The 15,778-nt window shown below is 61.4% G+C and carries 12 protein-coding genes; 5 read left to right on the top strand and 7 right to left on the bottom strand.

Annotated features, from left to right (window positions below; genetic code table 11):
* Positions 1–54: 54 nt before the first annotated feature.
* Positions 55–4,722: a DUF6543 domain-containing protein gene (locus tag ACF8FG_RS10060; protein ID WP_267273560.1), complete on the top strand. Its 4,668-nt coding sequence runs from the start codon at positions 55–57 to the stop codon at positions 4,720–4,722.
* A gap of 30 nt (positions 4,723–4,752) precedes the next feature.
* On the opposite strand, the gene ACF8FG_RS10065 is transcribed toward ACF8FG_RS10060, so the two are convergent.
* The 4 genes from ACF8FG_RS10065 to gpmI all read right to left on the bottom strand — a co-directional run bounded on the left by ACF8FG_RS10065 (position 4,753) and on the right by gpmI (position 10,072).
* Positions 4,753–5,520, bottom strand: coding sequence for a divergent polysaccharide deacetylase family protein (locus tag ACF8FG_RS10065; protein ID WP_014592694.1), 768 nt, complete (start codon positions 5,518–5,520; stop codon positions 4,753–4,755).
* An 8-nt stretch (positions 5,521–5,528) separates the two neighbouring features.
* Positions 5,529–6,845 carry a S41 family peptidase gene (locus ACF8FG_RS10070; protein ID WP_004576741.1) on the bottom strand — a complete coding sequence of 439 codons (1,317 nt, stop codon included), beginning with the start codon at positions 6,843–6,845 and terminating at the stop codon, positions 5,529–5,531.
* Between the two features lie 234 nt (positions 6,846–7,079).
* Complete coding sequence (locus ACF8FG_RS10075; RefSeq protein ID WP_014592693.1) at positions 7,080–8,396, bottom strand: murein hydrolase activator EnvC; 1,317 nt, start codon at positions 8,394–8,396, stop codon at positions 7,080–7,082.
* A 140-nt stretch (positions 8,397–8,536) separates the two neighbouring features.
* Positions 8,537–10,072 carry a 2,3-bisphosphoglycerate-independent phosphoglycerate mutase gene (gpmI, locus tag ACF8FG_RS10080; protein WP_076402343.1) on the bottom strand — a complete coding sequence of 512 codons (1,536 nt, stop codon included), beginning with the start codon at positions 10,070–10,072 and terminating at the stop codon, positions 8,537–8,539.
* Positions 10,073–10,279: 207 nt separating this feature from the next.
* Between gpmI and ACF8FG_RS10085 the strand changes: the two genes are divergently transcribed.
* The 3 genes from ACF8FG_RS10085 to secB are packed head-to-tail and all read left to right on the top strand — an operon-like array spanning position 10,280 to position 11,474.
* Positions 10,280–10,693 carry a rhodanese-like domain-containing protein gene (locus tag ACF8FG_RS10085; protein WP_010955605.1) on the top strand — a complete coding sequence of 138 codons (414 nt, stop codon included), beginning with the start codon at positions 10,280–10,282 and terminating at the stop codon, positions 10,691–10,693.
* 1 nt (position 10,694) lies between these two features.
* Entirely contained in the window at positions 10,695–10,949 is a 255-nt protein-coding gene (gene grxC / locus ACF8FG_RS10090) for a glutaredoxin 3 (protein WP_003249204.1), read from the top strand.
* A 39-nt stretch (positions 10,950–10,988) separates the two neighbouring features.
* Positions 10,989–11,474 (top strand): protein-export chaperone SecB, encoded by a 486-nt coding sequence (gene secB / locus ACF8FG_RS10095; protein WP_014592692.1) that lies wholly within the window; start codon positions 10,989–10,991, stop codon positions 11,472–11,474.
* 154 nt (positions 11,475–11,628) lie between these two features.
* Here the strand turns inward: secB and trmL are convergent, their stop codons facing one another.
* Positions 11,629–12,090 (bottom strand): tRNA (uridine(34)/cytosine(34)/5-carboxymethylaminomethyluridine(34)-2'-O)-methyltransferase TrmL, encoded by a 462-nt coding sequence (trmL, locus tag ACF8FG_RS10100; protein WP_003249209.1) that lies wholly within the window; start codon positions 12,088–12,090, stop codon positions 11,629–11,631.
* Here trmL and ACF8FG_RS10105 point away from each other — a divergent pair.
* Positions 12,089–12,526 carry a hypothetical protein gene (locus ACF8FG_RS10105; protein ID WP_010955603.1) on the top strand — a complete coding sequence of 146 codons (438 nt, stop codon included), beginning with the start codon at positions 12,089–12,091 and terminating at the stop codon, positions 12,524–12,526. The genes trmL and ACF8FG_RS10105 overlap by 2 nt on opposite strands.
* Before the next feature lie 588 nt (positions 12,527–13,114).
* Here ACF8FG_RS10105 and ntrC read toward each other — a convergent pair.
* Both ntrC and glnL read right to left on the bottom strand, forming a co-directional pair.
* Entirely contained in the window at positions 13,115–14,551 is a 1,437-nt protein-coding gene (gene ntrC / locus ACF8FG_RS10110) for a nitrogen regulation protein NR(I) (RefSeq protein ID WP_010955601.1), read from the bottom strand.
* The gene (glnL, locus tag ACF8FG_RS10115) at positions 14,548–15,633 is read right to left on the bottom strand and encodes a nitrogen regulation protein NR(II) (RefSeq protein ID WP_010955600.1); all 1,086 of its coding nucleotides are present in this window, start codon (positions 15,631–15,633) and stop codon (positions 14,548–14,550) included. Before glnL ends, ntrC begins: the two co-directional genes overlap by 4 nt.
* Positions 15,634–15,778 lie beyond the last annotated feature (145 nt).

Below are 15,778 nucleotides of genomic sequence, written 5' to 3' on the forward strand. Positions count from 1 at the left end.
GGTGTCGGGCATTCTTGCCGCAGCCTACCGTTTTTCACGGTGGAGGCACCCAGCATGACCAATCCTCAGGTTCCAACATTCGATTTCAGACAGGTGGTTGCCAGGCAGTTCGGCGATCGCCCGACGCTGCGGCAGGTCGCCAGTAAACAATTGCTGCGCTTGTTGCTCTCAGAACTGCCCTGGCTGGCCAATGTCACTCCCGACCTGGCAACGGCGGACCCACTGATGCTGGACAGCCCGGACCCCTCCAGTCCTTACTGGACCACCGGCTCCTTGGTGGACCGGGTGCTGGCCGCCTTGCTCGATTCGAAGCCGCTTAGCCTCGAGCCATTTGATGATGGTCGCCATTACAACCTCGGCCTGACCAAAGACTATCGTTTTCCTGGCTCGGATAGTGAATTCGATACCCGCCAGTTGTCAGGCTTGTCGCCCGCGCTGAACAAATTGGTGCAGCAACTTCCTGAGCATTTCTGCGAGGCTCAGCTGGAATACTGGAGAGCCGATGACAAAGGTGGTGTCCGACGCGACAGCTGGTTGCAGTTGCTGTTAAGGATCGCGTTACTGCGTGGCCTTCCGCTGCAAGGTCTGGACGCACAGGAGCAGGCGTGCATCCGTGGCGTGTTGTACGGCGGTGACGACCAACCAGCGGTGTATTTTGTCCAGACTCAGCTCATCAGCGCCTCGCTGCAGCATGATCAGTTGCAGTGCCTGATGCTGGTTTGCGGCGAGTGGGATGAGCGCGAGGTAGTGCTTTGGTGCGCGCCTTCCGGGGCGGTACGCAGCTTCGATTCGATGTCAGCGTTCGGCCTGGCGCTGCGTGACGAACTGGCGCAGGACTATGCATTCGAGCAGATGCGCTGGCAACGCTATCCGGCCGAAGGCAACGTATTTGCCCAGCAGGTTTCGCTCTTGCTCGATGCACTGCTTTGTCGGGTTGATCGCGCCCGCTGTCTGGCCATCGAGGATGTTCCGGCCCTGGAGCGGCGTTTTGCCCAGCTCAGTGATCCTTCGTCCTGGTTCGAGGTTTACCAGGATGACACGCCGGCAGTAGTGCCGCCTCCAGGGTTGCGTGCCAGTGCTCCCCAGGACAGCTTTGCCTGCAGCGCCGCCTTGCTGCAGATCGCGTTGCATCAGCTCGGCTCGGGCGGCGTGGGGGCGTTGGAGGGTATCCAATCGTTGACCGACTACGCTCGTCAGGCGCTGGAGAAGCAAATCTGGGATGACCATAAGGTTCACAGCTCGCCGGACGATCTGATGTTCGACCTTTATCGTGCTCGTGGGGTGCCGGGAGGTTCGGCAACGGGCACGGGCGGTGGGGAGCCGTTGGAGCCCGCGGGGAGCATGTCGCTTACCCAGTTCGCCATCGGTAACCTCGCTTCCCTCAAAGGAGCAAGCATCGGGCGAATCTACCAGCGCGCCGAGGGGGATGAGCCGAAATGGGTGGATGCGCCGAAATGGCTGAATGCGGACGTCGCCATGGGCCTCGTTACCAAGGTGGATATTGGTCGTCATTACCCTGCCTACGTCGCCGCCCAGTTGGACGACCCGGCCATGCGCGCGGAGCGGGTCAGGCGATTGGGTGGCGAATGGCGTGCTGCGCTGCTCGCCAGTGCTATCTCTGCCAAGCTTGGGGGAAAGATCAGAGAGGTCGGGTTGCAATGTGTGGTCGATTTCTGCGCCGGTCGCATCGACCCGGTAACGCCTCGAATGGTATTGATCCCGTTGGCGTTCAAGCGCAGCGCAACGTCGGCGAACATGGACAAGGTGCTGGGCATGTACCTACTGTACTGCGCAGAGCCTTCGCTGGTATTGCTCTATCGTCCGCTGTTCGCCACTGACACGCTACGTCAATACACCCATCTGGCGGATTTGCTGGGTCATGTGCGCGAGTCGAAGCTGCTGCAGGACAGTATTCTCGACTGGATGGCGCCGAACGTCAGGCCGATATATGAGCATGGGGGGTTCAGTGAGCCTCATACCACCTCCATAGGAATCGATCCCTATATCATTCCCGAGCGTCCAGCGCCCGCCCAATTGGCAGTCACCTACTGGACCGGCGATATTGACGAGCAGCTCTACAATGCGAACCGTGACCTTCTGCTCAGGCTTGCCGACGAGCAGACCGTATCCAATGCCGAGAACCGCTGGCAAACCCTGTGTGAGGGCGCATGGCTGTTATTCAATGTGGTAACTTTAGCGATCCGTGGGCCGGTGGCCTCCGTAGCGTGGTTGGTGCAGTTGCTCGCCTCCCTGCAGCACGACCTGGATGCCCTTGAGCGCGGGAATGAGTTTGACCGAACATCCGCAGTTGCCGACCTTGTGCTCAACCTGGGTATGGCGTTGCTGCATGGCAGGCAACCGCCACGGGAAATTCCCATTCATGAGCTGCCCGGCGCAGCAGCCGTTGAAGGCCCCGAGCCGCAGCGTGGAGCCTATGCCGAGCTAACCATCGTCCCGGTCGAGGAAGCGGCAGCCAGCGAGGGCCTTCGTGGGGGGTGGATCGATTTTTCCTGGCGTGGCCAAAGTGGGTTCAACTGGTTACCGCCTGCACAGCGGCAAGCACTTCGGGCAATGCGTTCAGGGGTGTCGCTCGATGGCAGGGTACCGTTGAGTAGCCCAGGCACAGCAGGCTTGTACCGTATCGACGACGCGTTATACGTCAGCTTGGCCGGGGATACCTACCGCGTGCAGCAATTACCTGGGGGGGTGCGAGTGATCGACGGCCACGGGGCAGTGGGGCCTTGGCTGAGCTCTGCCGATGGCGACTGGCGGCTGGACTCCTCACTTCGTCTGGACGGCGGCATGCCCCGGAACTCCGCCCAGGCTAGGCTGGCAAAGCGATTCGAAGAGTTACATCAGAAGGTCAACCAGCTGGACCAGGAGGTCGAACGCGCGAGGCAGCAATTCGGGCTGATGGCCAAGCAGTCCCTGGAGTCGAAGAAACCGCTGCAGAACCTGAAGGACCTTAGGAGCAGGGCAGCCGCAAAGCTGGCTGACCTGCCGGAGGGGGATGAAAGTGAGCAGTTGGGTAAACTGGTCCAGCGATACGATGAGCGTATAACCGAGTTGGAGCAGGAAGCCTCCCAACACAGAGACCAGTCGATAAAACAGCTGGAAGCCGCTGTCAGCGCCGATACGGCATTACTGCCGATATTGGCAAGCATGAATGAACCCAAGTACGCCAGCGAGCGGCAGAAAGGAGGCTGGGACGACACGCTTCGGCAGCATGAGACGACCGTTCGCGCGGAGATCATCCGCAATAGCGATTTCATCGTCTATGAACTCTGGGACCTTGTTGATTTGCCCCGGCTAGCCGAGATGCAGCAGGCGCTGGATGGCAGGCCAATCGGCCAAGTGTCCGACTTGTATCAGGCGTTCCGGCTCAAGCTGCAGGCCGCAGTTGACCTGCAGGATCGCTTGCTTGCGGGCTACGAGAGTCTCGATCAGATCCTCGCTGATACACCCGACGCCTTCGAAATTACCGGAGCCCCGGATGAACCTGCGCGGACGGTTGCGCAGCTGATAGCCAAGCGCACCATCAATACGGTTCAGCTGCGTTTCCATCAGGTATTGAACCTGGCGGACCTTGCCTTGCACCTGGACAATGAAGCCGGTCGTTCAATTCTTGCCGGTTACAGGGATGATCTGGCGGGCCTGAGCCTGCGCAATGCGGCTGAAGCTCACGGCGCACTGGATTTTGCCAACCTTTCGGCGCAGGACAGGATTGTCATCTTGCAGGAAGCCTGGGATGAGTACAGTGCTGCAATGCTCAACAGCGACCGTATTCGCAAGGAGGGAGGCAGGTTGATCGAGCCGGCGATGCTCGACCGGTACCGGGAGCATGTCGGCAAGCTCAAGCTGGATGCTGGCCGCCGTCTGGTCGAGGCGGCTCGCGAGCAGGATGAGGCCCGCGCGCCCACCAGTCGTCTGCCGTATCCTGTGTCCAGCATGCCGCAGCGGCTGGTGCGTAATGCTCAGGGGCAGTTACAGATCGGAACCGAAGTGCAAGTGCAGGGGCAACGCCTGCTTGAAGTGCGTGAGGGAATCAGCGAAGCGGTGCTTGCGACCTTTGAGCACGTTGAAGGAGAGTGGCGTCAGCGTGATGTAAAACGGCCTTCATTGACTGACGAAGCGCCCCCAGGCGATTTGGCCATGTGGGTGCAATCATTGCTGGATGAAACCAGTAAGGTGCGGATGAAGGCCAAATCGTATGTCGAGCACGATATCAAAGGGACCTTGCTCGCTCAGTTGTTCGACCTGCATCTGGCCAAACTGGAACAGGCGGTGAGTACCGTACGCGAGGCGGGTGGCAGCGACTCACTGTTGAGGGCCCTGGAGCGGGATGCGGATGCGTTGCGCGGTGAGAAAAAGCTCCAGCTCATCACCCTCTACACTGACACCAGCTACCCATCCGCCGAAGCCCTGCGTTACTTGCACGCTGAAGGCTTGATCACCGTCGAATACGGCGAGCGCCGGCTCATGCAGGATGGCGGTGCCTTTGACGAGTATCGTGTGCTGCGCCTGCCGAGCAGGCGTAACCTCTGGGCTGCACATTTTCATTTCCAATCTCAGAGTGATCATGGTGAAAATTTTGTAGCCGGCCACCTGAAAACCTGGAGCCAGCGTCGTATGAGTAGCCGCCTCGCAGCAATGGCGGGGCAACGGATTCACCGTGGGAAGCTGACGTTGGAGCAAGCCAGGGGGATTATTCCTTTCAGCTGACCTGGGCGATACGAGGCGCGAACCTCGTGCTCAGCGGTTGCTGTAGCGGCCGTGCTTGCCATGTGCAGGCATGGCCTGGTTGCTCCGCTCGGCGATCATCTGATTCAAGCCGATCAGGGTAATGCCTTGCCTCTTCAGGCCTGGCAGTTCGCGCTCCAGCACCTCGAGCGTTTGTGGGTAAGGGTGCCCGATCAACACCACCGAGCCTTGCTTGCTGGCCAGCGCAATACCTTGATGAAGTTGCCTGGTAATTGCCTCGGTGGTACGCACATCGTCGAGAAACACATCGCGCGAGACATGTGCCAAGCCTTGTGCCTGCGCTTCGGCAGCTGCCACCGTGGCCGCGCTGGTACGGCTGTCGACAAAGAACAGATGGCGCTGCTGCAGCTCGCCCATCAGCCAAGCCATGGGCTGGCGTTGGGCGGTCATGCGGCTGCCCATGTGGTTGTTGATGCCGGCGGCGTAGGGCACCTTGGCTAGCGCAGTGTCGAGCCGCCTGGCCAGCTCCGTCAGCGGAACCTCCGGGTGCCAGGCATAGGGCCCGGTGGCCGGGTCCATAGGCATGTGCAGGATCACCGTCTTGCCGGCCTTGTGCGCCTGGCGAGCAAAGTCAGTGGCATGCGGGGTGTCGGGCATGATCGCCATGGTCACTGGCCCGGGCAGGGCCAGGGTACGGTTGTCACGCTCGGCGCTCTGGCCCAGGTCGTCGATGATGATGCTCATGTAGGCCTTGTTGGCCGGCGCCGCTTGCGCGATTCCGGCCATCAGGCAAAACAACAGACACAGCAGATAACGCATAGGGTGGCTCAGTCGCCCTTGGTGATGTTCAGGCCCTTGAGCAGGCTCAGTGCCTGGCTCAGCTGGAAGTCGTCATCCTGCGGGCGCTCCTTGCGCTTGCTGCTGCCGGTCGGGCGGTCGGCGCCGCCGTTGCCGTTGCCCAGGTGGCCCTGCAGGTCGGCTTCCTTGAAGTTTTCGGTGTCGGCTTCGGCGGTGAGCTTGGCCGGGCGCACCTCGATGTCCGGGACGATGCCCTGGGCCTGGATCGAGCGGCCGTTGGGGGTGTAGTACAGCGCAGTGGTGAGCTTCAGGGCGCGGTCGTTGGCCAGTGGAAGCACGGTCTGCACCGAGCCTTTGCCGAAACTGTCGGTACCCATCAGCACGGCGCGCTTCTGGTCCTGCAGGGCGCCGGCGACAATTTCCGATGCCGATGCACTGCCACCGTTGATCAGTACCACCAGCGGCACGCCTGCGCTGGCATCGGCCGGGTCGGCCGAGAAACGCAGCTCGGAGTTGGCGATGCGGCCCTTGGTGTAGACGATCAGACCTTTGGTCAGGAAGTGGTCGGCCACTTCCACTGCCGATTGCAGCACGCCGCCTGGGTTGTTGCGCAGGTCCAGCACCACCCCGCGCAGCTTCTTGCCGTTGTCCTTGCGCAGCTTGGCCAGGGCCTTGCCCACTTCGTCACCGGTCTTGACCTGGAACTGGGTGATACGGATGTAGCCGTAGTCGTTCTCCAGTAGCTGGCTCTTCACGCTTTTGACCTGAATGACTGCACGGGTCAGGTTCACGTCGAACGGGTTGCCGCCGTCGCGCACCAAGGTCAGGGTGATCTTCTCGCCGACCTTGCCGCGCATCTTGTCGACGGCTTCGGTCATGGTCTGGCCGCGGGTCGGGGCACCGTTGATCTTGACGATCAGGTCACCAGCCTGCACGCCGGCCCGCGAGGCTGGGGTGTCGTCGATTGGCGAGACCACCTTGATGAAGCCGTCTTCCTGGCCTACTTCAATGCCCAGCCCGCCGAACTCGCCGCTGGTGCTTTCCTGAAGCTCCTGGAAGTCCTCAGGGCCGAGGTAGGCGGAATGCGGGTCAAGGTTGCTAAGCATGCCCTTGATGGCGTTTTCCAGCAGGGTCTTGTCGTCTACCGGTTCGACGTAGGCAGCTTTGATGCGGTCCAGGACCTCGGCGAAGGTGCGCAGTTCTTCCAGCGGCAGTGGCGCCTTGGCGGTCACCTCGGTGGCTGGCACTGCAGCGGCCTTGGCCGGCTCTGCGGCGGTGGCCAGGGGCGCGCCGACCGCCAGGGCGATGGACAGGGCCAGCTGGGTGAGACGAGGCGAGTGCAGCATGTCGAACGAACTCCTGATCCTGTAAGCGCTCCCTGGGGAGCATCGGCGCAGCACTCAGGCTGCGCCGTAGAAATGTGACTAGGCTTTGTACGAAAAGCCTTGATACTTGTTCATGCTGCGTTGAAAACAGCCTCGGAATGCTCATGTACTCCAGTACAGTCGGGCGCGACCCCGGCCGTTCCTCGGCTGTTTTCGCCTTGCCTGACCTGCGTCTCAAGACTTTTCGTACAGAGCCTAGCCCCGGCACCACTGCGAAGGGTCGGTAGGCCGGCCCTGCTGGCGGATAGCGAAATACAAGCCTGCCGCGTCCTGGCCACCGCTGTCGCCAACGGTGGAAATGGCCTCTCCGGCCTTGACGATATCACCGGCATTCTTGAGCAGGCTCTGGTTGTGGCCGTACAGGCTCAGGTAACCGTTGCCATGGTCGAGAATGACCAGAAGCCCGGCACCGCGCAACCAGTCCGCGAATACCACACGCCCGCCGTGCACGGCACGTACCTGGGTGCCTGGGTTGGCGCTGATCATAACCCCGTCCCACTTGGCACGGGCGTCGCTACCGCGGGCATCACCGAAGCGTGCCAGCAATCGACCATTGACTGGCCATGGAAGTTTGCCCCGCGCAGCAGAAAATGCGCCGCCGTAATTTGCGCCATCGCTGGAAACCATCGGCCCGAGGGTGGTGCGGGCCTTTTTCGGCGGTTCCACTGGCTCTGCGGGCTCACGGGCCCGGTCGCGGGCAGCGGCGGCGGCCAGCGCTTCCTGCTGGCGGCGTTTTTCTGCTTCCTGCTGTGCCAGCAGGGCCTTCTTGCGTGCCTCTTCAGCTTCACGCGCCTGGCGGGCGAGGGTTTCCTCGATGGTCTTCAGGACTTTGGCCAGGTCGGCCTGGTCCTGTTCGCGCGCTTGCAGCTTCTGATCGCGGTCCTTCACATCGCTGTTGAGCTTTGCCAGTACCTGCTGGCGCTTGGCGCGCTCGGTTTCCAAGGCCTGGCGGCGGCTGTCGAGGTCGGTGCGCTGGGCCAGCAGTTGTTGTTGCTGGCTGGAAATTTCCTGTTCGACGTTGGCCAGTTGGCGCAACGTCTCGTTGAAGGTGCGCAATTGCTCCAGGCGCGCCTTGCTCAGGTAGTCGTAATAGGTGAGGGTGCGGGCGAATTTCTCGGGGTTCTGCTGGTTGAGCAGCAGCTTGAGGTATTCCTCGCGACCGTTGTTCTGGTAGGCCGAACGGGCCTGAATGGCGATCAGTCGTTGTTGTTCAACGCGGGCGCTCTGGAGTTTTTTTTTCTCGGTATCAAGGCGCTCCAGCTCGCCTTCAGTCTTTTTTAGTTCTTGCTGCAGGGCCTCCACCTGCTTTTCGAGGTTACCGATGTCGGTTTCGGTGGCTTTGAGGTCTTTTTGCACACCGGCCTTTTCTTCCTGGAGCTTGCTCAGCGTTTTCTTGAGCTCGGCAATGTCCTGGCGGGTGGCATCCAGTTGCTGCTGGGTCTGCGCACGCTCATCGGCGAAGGCCGGGCTGAGCAGGCAAGACAGGGCTAGGAGGATCAGGGCGCGAAGCATGGGGTTTGGCGTACCAAGGATGGAGACTGGCCTAGTATGCCCGCCTGGGCAGGCAAAAAAAACGCCTCGCTGCGGATGCAGGGGGGCGTTTGTCTGGAATTCATGTGCAATTGGGGCTGCAACGCAGCCCCTTTCGACATTCAGGCGTCGACCAGAATCGAGGTACCGGTCATTTCCACCGGCTTTTCCAGCCCCAGCAGCTTCAGCATGGTTGGCGCCACGTCGGCCAGCACGCCGCCCTCGCGCACTTTCACGTTGCGCTTGCCCACGTAGATGAACGGTACCGGCTCGGTCGTGTGCGCGGTGTGCGCCTGGCCGGTGCACTCGTCTTCCATCTGCTCGACGTTGCCGTGGTCAGCGGTGATCAGCGCTTCGCCGCCGACCTTGTCCAGTGCGTCGACAATGCGCCCTACACAGGTATCCAGTGCTTCGACGGCCTTGACCGCTGCCTCGAACACGCCGGTGTGGCCGACCATGTCGCCGTTGGCGTAGTTGACCACGATGACGTCGAAGCGCTGCTGTTCGATGGCTTCGACGATGCGATCGGTCACCTCTGGTGCGCTCATTTCCGGTTGCAGGTCATAGGTGGCGACCTTCGGCGACGGGATCAGGATGCGTTCTTCGCCTTCAAACGGCTCTTCACGGCCACCAGAGAAGAAGAAGGTGACGTGGGCGTATTTCTCGGTTTCGGCGATGCGCAGTTGGGTCTTGCCGTTTTTCGCCAGGTATTCGCCCAGTACGTTGTTCAGGCTGGACGGGGCAAAGGCTGCTGGTGCCGGGATCTTCGCCGAATACTGGGTCAGGCCGATGTACGCCGCCATCTTCGGCAGGCGCGCACGGGCGAATTCCGTGAAGTCTGGCTCTACGAATGCACGCGACAGTTCGCGAGCGCGGTCGGCGCGGAAGTTCATGAAAATCACGGCATCGCCATCTTCGACCTTGACGGCTTCGCCAATGCGCGTGGCCTTGACGAACTCGTCGCTTTCGTCGCGGGCGTAAGCGGCTTCAAGGCCAGCCAGGGCCGTGTCAGCGGTGTATTCGGCAGCGCTATCGACGATGAGGTTGTAGGCGGCGCTGACGCGGTCCCAGCGATTGTCTCGGTCCATGGCGTAGTAGCGGCCAATCAGGCTGGCGATACGGCCCTTGCCCAGTTTGGCGAAGGTGGCGTCGAGCAGTTCGATGGACGACTGCGCGCTGCGTGGCGGGGTGTCCCGGCCATCGAGAAAGGCGTGCAGGTAGATCTTTTCAGCGCCACGCTGGGCGGCCAGTTCGGTCATGGCCACCAAGTGGTCCTGGTGGCTGTGTACGCCACCATCGGACAGCAGGCCGAGGATGTGCACGGCTTTGCCAGCACCGACTGCCTTGTCCACAGCACCGGTCAGTACCGGGTTTTCGAAGAACTCGCCGTCGCGGATGGCCTTGGTCACCCGAGTGAAGTCCTGATAGACGACGCGACCTGCGCCGAGGTTCATATGACCGACTTCGGAGTTGCCCATTTGCCCGTCCGGCAGGCCGACATCCATGCCCGAGCCGGAAATAAGGCCGTGCGGCTGGGTGGCGCACAGGCGGTCATAGACCGGTTTATTGGCGGCAAAGATGGCGTTGTGTTCGGGGATATCGCTATGGCCGAAGCCATCCAGGATAATCAGGACCAGGGGTTTGGGCGTGCTCGTCATCAATCAAACTCACGGTTGTTCAAAGATGATAAAGACACGCATTTTAGGGCAAATACGCCACCTGCGGCTAATATTCGTCCCATTCCACCGACCGGCGCACCTGTAGTAGCAACATGAAGGTGGTTTTGTGGCCGGCCCGTCGGGCTTTGGTGGCACCAAGGGGCTGTGTATACTGGCCGGCATTTTCAATCGCCTGGAACACCGCTGATGGTTGCTCACCTGATTCAATTCGCGACAGATCACTACATCCTGGTTGCGATCTTCCTCATTCTGCTGGTCTTGCTGCTCATCAATGAAATCCGTCGTGGTGGCCAGAGCCTGACTAATGGCCAACTGACAGCCCTGGTCAATGCCGAGAAGGCCCTGGTGATCGACATTCGCCCGGCCAAGGAATACTCCGCCGGTCATATCGTCGGCGCTGTGAACATCCCGCAGGACAAGCTGGCCAACCGCATGACTGAGCTGGGCAAGCATAAAGAAAAGACCTTGATCGTCGTCGACGCGATGGGCCAGCAGTCCGGCACCATTTGCCGCGAGCTGCTCAAAGCTGGTTACAACGCCGCCAAACTGAGCGGTGGCGTTTCCAGCTGGAAAGCCGATAACCTGCCCCTGGTGAAGTGATATGAAGCCTGTCATCGTCTACTCCAGCGACTACTGCCCCTACTGCATGCGCGCCAAGTACCTGCTCGAGAGCAAGGGCGTGGCCTTCGAGGAAATCAAGGTCGACGGCAAGCCGCAGGTTCGCGCCGAGATGAGTCAGAAAGCCGGCCGTACGTCGGTGCCGCAGATCTGGATCGGCAGCACCCATGTCGGTGGATGCGATGACCTCTATGCCCTGGAGCGCGCGGGCAAGCTCGACGCGTTGCTGGCGGCCTGATTTGCACTGCATTCAAAAACATTAGGATAAGGATCTGACATGACTGACCAACAGACCAACGGCGCTGCTGCAGAAGACAACAGCCCTCAGTTCTCCCTGCAACGTATTTATGTGCGCGACCTGTCGTTCGAGGCCCCGAAAAGCCCGCAGATCTTCCGTCAGACCTGGGAACCGAGCGTTGCCCTGGACCTGAACACCAAGCAGAAATCCCTGGAAGGCGACTTCCACGAGGTCGTACTGACCCTGTCGGTTACCGTCAAGAACGGTGACGAAGTGGCCTTCATTGCTGAAGTGCAGCAGGCCGGTATCTTCCTGATCGCCAACCTCGATGCGGCTTCGATGAGCCACACCCTGGGTGCGTTCTGCCCGAACATCCTGTTCCCTTATGCTCGTGAGGCCCTGGACAGCCTGGTGACCCGCGGTTCGTTCCCGGCGCTGATGCTGTCGCCGGTCAACTTCGACGCCCTGTACGCGCAAGAAATGCAGCGTATGCAGGAAGCGGGTGAAGCGCCTACTGTGCAGTAATAACTGCCGGTATCAAGAAAGCGCCTTTCGGGCGCTTTTTTGTTGCCTGTGTGGGCCTCTTCGCGGGTAAACCCGCTCCTACAGGGGATCGCGCCGTTCCCTCGACCTGTGTAGGAGCGGGTTTACCCGCGAAGAGGCCCGTACGGGCAACACATCAGCTCCCGGCAAACCCGTTCTGCCGCCACGCCTCATACACCGTCACCGCCACGGTATTGGACAGGTTCAGGCTACGGCACCCTGGCCGCATCGGCAGGCGCAGTCGGTGCTCGGCCGGCAGGCTGTCCAACACCTCGGCCGGCAGCCCGCGGCTCTCTGGCCCGAACAGGAAGGCGTCGCCTGGCTGGAAGGCCACTTCGTGGAACGGGTGCGAGCCCTTGGTGGTAAAGGCGAACAACCGTGGGTTGCCAAGGCTTTCCAGGCATCCGGCCAAGCTCTCGTGGCGCTTGAGCGTGGCATACTCGTGGTAGTCCAGCCCTGCGCGGCGCAGGCGCTTGTCATCCAGTTCGAAGCTGATGGGTTCGATCAGGTGCAGGGCGCAGCCGCTGTTGGCGCATAGGCGAATGATGTTGCCGGTATTCGGCGGAATTTCTGGTTGAAAAAGGATGACGTGAAACATGCACGGCTCCAAACGTGAAGATGACGGGCATTCTACCCCTGAACCGGACGTGCGTTCGAAGGCCTTCCCACGGGTGATGCTGTCATTGGCGATCGTTGGCTTGATGGTAGGGCTGATGATCGGTCGCCTGACTACGCCGGACGAGCGTGAGCTGCAGCAGGTGCAAGTGATGCAGGATGGCCTGGAGCTGTGGTTCAACGAAGAGCCCAAGCTGCATGGCGAGAACGTGGAAGGGACGGTGGCGTTGCTGTTTCAGGCCCAGGGCAAGGCTCAGCAAGGGCAGCTCAGCCTGCAGGGCAAGCCGGTTAGCTGGCGGGTACAGCACAGCAAGGAAGGTTTGTTGCTGACGGTGGTGGCCGCGCGCCCTCTGCACGGCGAATGGGCCGGTGCAGAGGACGCTGGGCGCTGGCGGGTGCAAGTGAAACTGCACGAATAAAAGAGGGGATATCCCGGCCTGCCTGTACCAGGGTCCCCAAAAGGGGTACTGCGTATAAAGGGGGGATTTCCCGGCCTGCCTGTACCGAGGTCCCCAAAAGCGGCGGTGCTGCAAATAAAAGAGGGGTTCACCCGGCCTGCCTGTACCAGGGCCCCCGAAACTGGAGATGTATTGCTTATTGCAGGGGGCGTGCCAGTTTTGCAAAAGCCGTGAATACTGGGCTTTGCGGGTTATTTGGCCGGATTTTGAGGGGATTTGTGCCTTCGAGAGGTGCAGCCGGCACAGGAACGGTGCATTCAGAAGGCTGAAATGGCTGGGGCCGCTTTGCGCCCCATCGCGGCACAAGGCCGCTCCCACAGGATCGTGGTAGGAGCGGGTTTACCCGCGAATACGGTGGCGGCGGCAACGCTGAACGGCAGGTGGAGATTGGCCAGCAGGCCCGGCCTCTTCGCGGGTGAACCCGCTCCTACGACGACCGCGATGTGTGTCCATCGCATCAGCCTTGGGGGCAGAAGTGTCCTGTGGGGGCGGCCTTGTGTCGCGATGGGCTGCAAAGCAGCCCCAGCAATCTAGAAGCTAATTCAGAGCTCAGTGGTCATCACCTTCCTCATCATCCCCCCCAGCCACATTCATCCCCAGCTCCTTGATCTTGCGTGTCAGGGTATTGCGCCCCCAACCCAGCAACAGCGCCGCATCGCGACGGCGGCCGGCGGTGTGCTTGAGTGCTGTTTCGATCATGATCCGCTCAAAGCTCGGCACTGCGCTGTCCAGCAGGCTGGTCTGCCCGCGCGCCAAGGCCTGGTCGGCCCACTGGCGCAGGGCCTGCTCCCAGTTGGTCACCGGCGCGGCATCGTGTGGCAGGTTCAGCAGTTCTGGTGGCAGGTCGCCGATCAGCACTTCGCGGCTGGAGGCCATCACGGTGATCCAGCGGCAGGTGTTCTCCATCTGCCGCACATTGCCAGGCCATGGCAGGTTGCGGATGAACTCTTCGGTTTCCGGCTTGAGGATCTTCGGCTCGACTGCCAGCTCTTGGGCCGCCCGTGCAAGGAAGTGGCGGGCGAGGGCGGGGATATCTTCGCGGCGGTCAGCCAGGCGCGGAATGTGGATACGGATCACGTTCAGGCGGTGGAACAAGTCCTCACGGAACTTGCCGGCCTGCACCAGTGACTCCAGGTTCTGGTGGGTGGCGGCGATGATGCGCACGTCGACTTTGACCGGCACATGGCCGCCTACGCGGTAGAACTCGCCATCGGCCAGCACACGCAACAGGCGGGTCTGGGTGTCGGCAGGCATGTCCCCGATCTCGTCGAGGAACAGCGTGCCACCATCGGCTTGCTCGAAACGGCCGCGACGCAAGTTGGCAGCACCTGTGAAGGCGCCTTTCTCATGGCCGAACAGCTCCGACTCCATCAAGTCCTTGGGGATGGCGGCCATGTTCAGGGCAATGAACGGCGATGCTGCTCGTGGGCTGTGCCGGTGCAGGGCGTGGGCCACCAGTTCTTTGCCGGTGCCGGACTCGCCATTGATCAGCACGGTGATGTTGGAGTGGCTGAGGCGGCCGATGGCGCGGAACACCTCCTGCATCGCCGGGGCTTCACCAATGATCTCCGGGGTGCGCGCCAGGTTCTGTGGCACATCCAGGCCTTGCTGCTCCTGGGCGTGCTGGTTGGCGCGCTTGACCAGTGATACCGCTTCGTCGACGTCGAATGGCTTGGGCAGGTACTCGAAGGCACCGCCTTGGTACGAGGCCACGGCGCTGTCCAGGTCGGAGTGGGCGGTCATGATGATGACCGGCAGGCGCGGATGCTGCTCGCGGATCTGCGCCAGCAGGTCGAGGCCGCTGGTGCCAGGCATGCGAATGTCGGAAATGATCACGTCGGGTTGCTGGCGTGCCAGGCGTCCCATGACACCGTCTGCGCTGTCGAAGCTCTGGGTGGTCATGCCTTCCTGTTGCAGGGCTTTTTCCAGGACCCAGCGGATGGAGCGATCATCGTCGACGATCCATACGGTTTCACTTCGGCTCATGAGGCGGTGGCTCCTTGTTCCAGAGGCAGGTAAATCGAGAAGGCGGTATGGCCAGCGTGGCTTTCACACTCGATCAGGCCCTGGTGCTGGCTGATGATGTTCTGGGTAATGGCCAGGCCCAGCCCGGTACCGTCCGGGCGGCCACTGACCATGGGATAGAAGAGGGTTTCCTGCAGTTCCGGCGGGATGCCCGGGCCGTTGTCGATGATCTCTACCCGCGCTACCAAGCGGTGACGCACGTGGCCGATGGTGAACTGGCGCAGGGCGCGGCTGCGCAAGGTGATGCGACCCAGGCGCAGCTCATTCTGCGAGCTGATCGCCTGCATGGCGTTGCGCACGATGTTGAGTACGGCCTGAATCATCTGTTCTCGGTCGATCAGCACGTCCGGCAGGCTTGGGTCGTAATCGCGCACCAAAGTGATGCACCCCTGGCTTTCGGCATCGACCAGGCTGCACACCCGCTCCAGCACTTCGTGAATATTGGTCATGGCCAGCGACGGCAGCTTGTTCGAGCCGAGCATGCGGTCGACCAGGTTACGCAAACGGTCCGCCTCTTCGATGATCACGTTGGTGTAGTCGCGCAGCCCTTCCTCGGGCAGTTCGCGGGCCAGTAGCTGGGCCGCTCCGCGGATGCCGCCAAGGGGGTTCTTGATTTCGTGGGCCAGGCCGCGCACCAGCATCTTGGTGGTTTCTTGCTTGCTCAGTTGGGCCTCTTCCTTGGTGATGCGCAGCAGCCGGTCCCGCGGGTGCACTTCGAGCAACAGCAGGGTCTGGCCTTGATGCAGTATCGGCGTTACCGCGTAGTCGACGGTGATGGTCTGCCCGGTCAGCGATGTAAGCTGCGCTTCACGCTTGGTGAATGGGTGCGCCTGCTCGACCGCCTGGCGCAGCGAACTGAGCGCCTCGGTCGATTCGGTGAACAGCTCGCTGATGAACTGCCCATGGCTGCGCTGGCCACTGACGGCCAGCAGCATTTCTGCCGCCGGGTTCATGTACTCCAGGCGCAGCTCGGCGTTGAGCAGCAACGTGGCGGTGGTCAGGTTGTCCAGAAGCAGACGGTGCTGTGCATCGCTGATGGTCATAAGGCGTCGTTGACCTCGTTTGGCGCTTGCCTGGCACTTGGGGCCAGATCCGAGCGTGCTGTGGATCCGCTGATGCGAGACTCTCTTCCTGCAAAAAATGCAAGAAACAAACCAAGGCTCCGAAAAGAAGCGGAAATAGCTGAGA

It is taken from the genome of Pseudomonas sp. YQ_6, from assembly GCF_043103245.1.
Lineage (GTDB): Bacteria > Pseudomonadota > Gammaproteobacteria > Pseudomonadales > Pseudomonadaceae > Aquipseudomonas > Aquipseudomonas alloputida.

Coding starts and splice junctions, on each gene's coding strand:
- ACF8FG_RS10060 (WP_267273560.1), top strand. CDS start 55: ATGACCAATCCTCAGGTTCCAACATTCGATTTCAGACAGGTGGTTGCC.
- ACF8FG_RS10065 (WP_014592694.1), bottom strand. CDS start 5,520: ATGCGTTATCTGCTGTGTCTGTTGTTTTGCCTGATGGCCGGAATCGCG.
- ACF8FG_RS10070 (WP_004576741.1), bottom strand. CDS start 6,845: ATGCTGCACTCGCCTCGTCTCACCCAGCTGGCCCTGTCCATCGCCCTG.
- ACF8FG_RS10075 (WP_014592693.1), bottom strand. CDS start 8,396: ATGCTTCGCGCCCTGATCCTCCTAGCCCTGTCTTGCCTGCTCAGCCCG.
- gpmI (WP_076402343.1), bottom strand. CDS start 10,072: ATGACGAGCACGCCCAAACCCCTGGTCCTGATTATCCTGGATGGCTTC.
- ACF8FG_RS10085 (WP_010955605.1), top strand. CDS start 10,280: ATGGTTGCTCACCTGATTCAATTCGCGACAGATCACTACATCCTGGTT.
- grxC (WP_003249204.1), top strand. CDS start 10,695: ATGAAGCCTGTCATCGTCTACTCCAGCGACTACTGCCCCTACTGCATG.
- secB (WP_014592692.1), top strand. CDS start 10,989: ATGACTGACCAACAGACCAACGGCGCTGCTGCAGAAGACAACAGCCCT.
- ACF8FG_RS10105 (WP_010955603.1), top strand. CDS start 12,089: ATGCACGGCTCCAAACGTGAAGATGACGGGCATTCTACCCCTGAACCG.
- trmL (WP_003249209.1), bottom strand. CDS start 12,090: ATGTTTCACGTCATCCTTTTTCAACCAGAAATTCCGCCGAATACCGGC.
- ntrC (WP_010955601.1), bottom strand. CDS start 14,551: ATGAGCCGAAGTGAAACCGTATGGATCGTCGACGATGATCGCTCCATC.
- glnL (WP_010955600.1), bottom strand. CDS start 15,633: ATGACCATCAGCGATGCACAGCACCGTCTGCTTCTGGACAACCTGACC.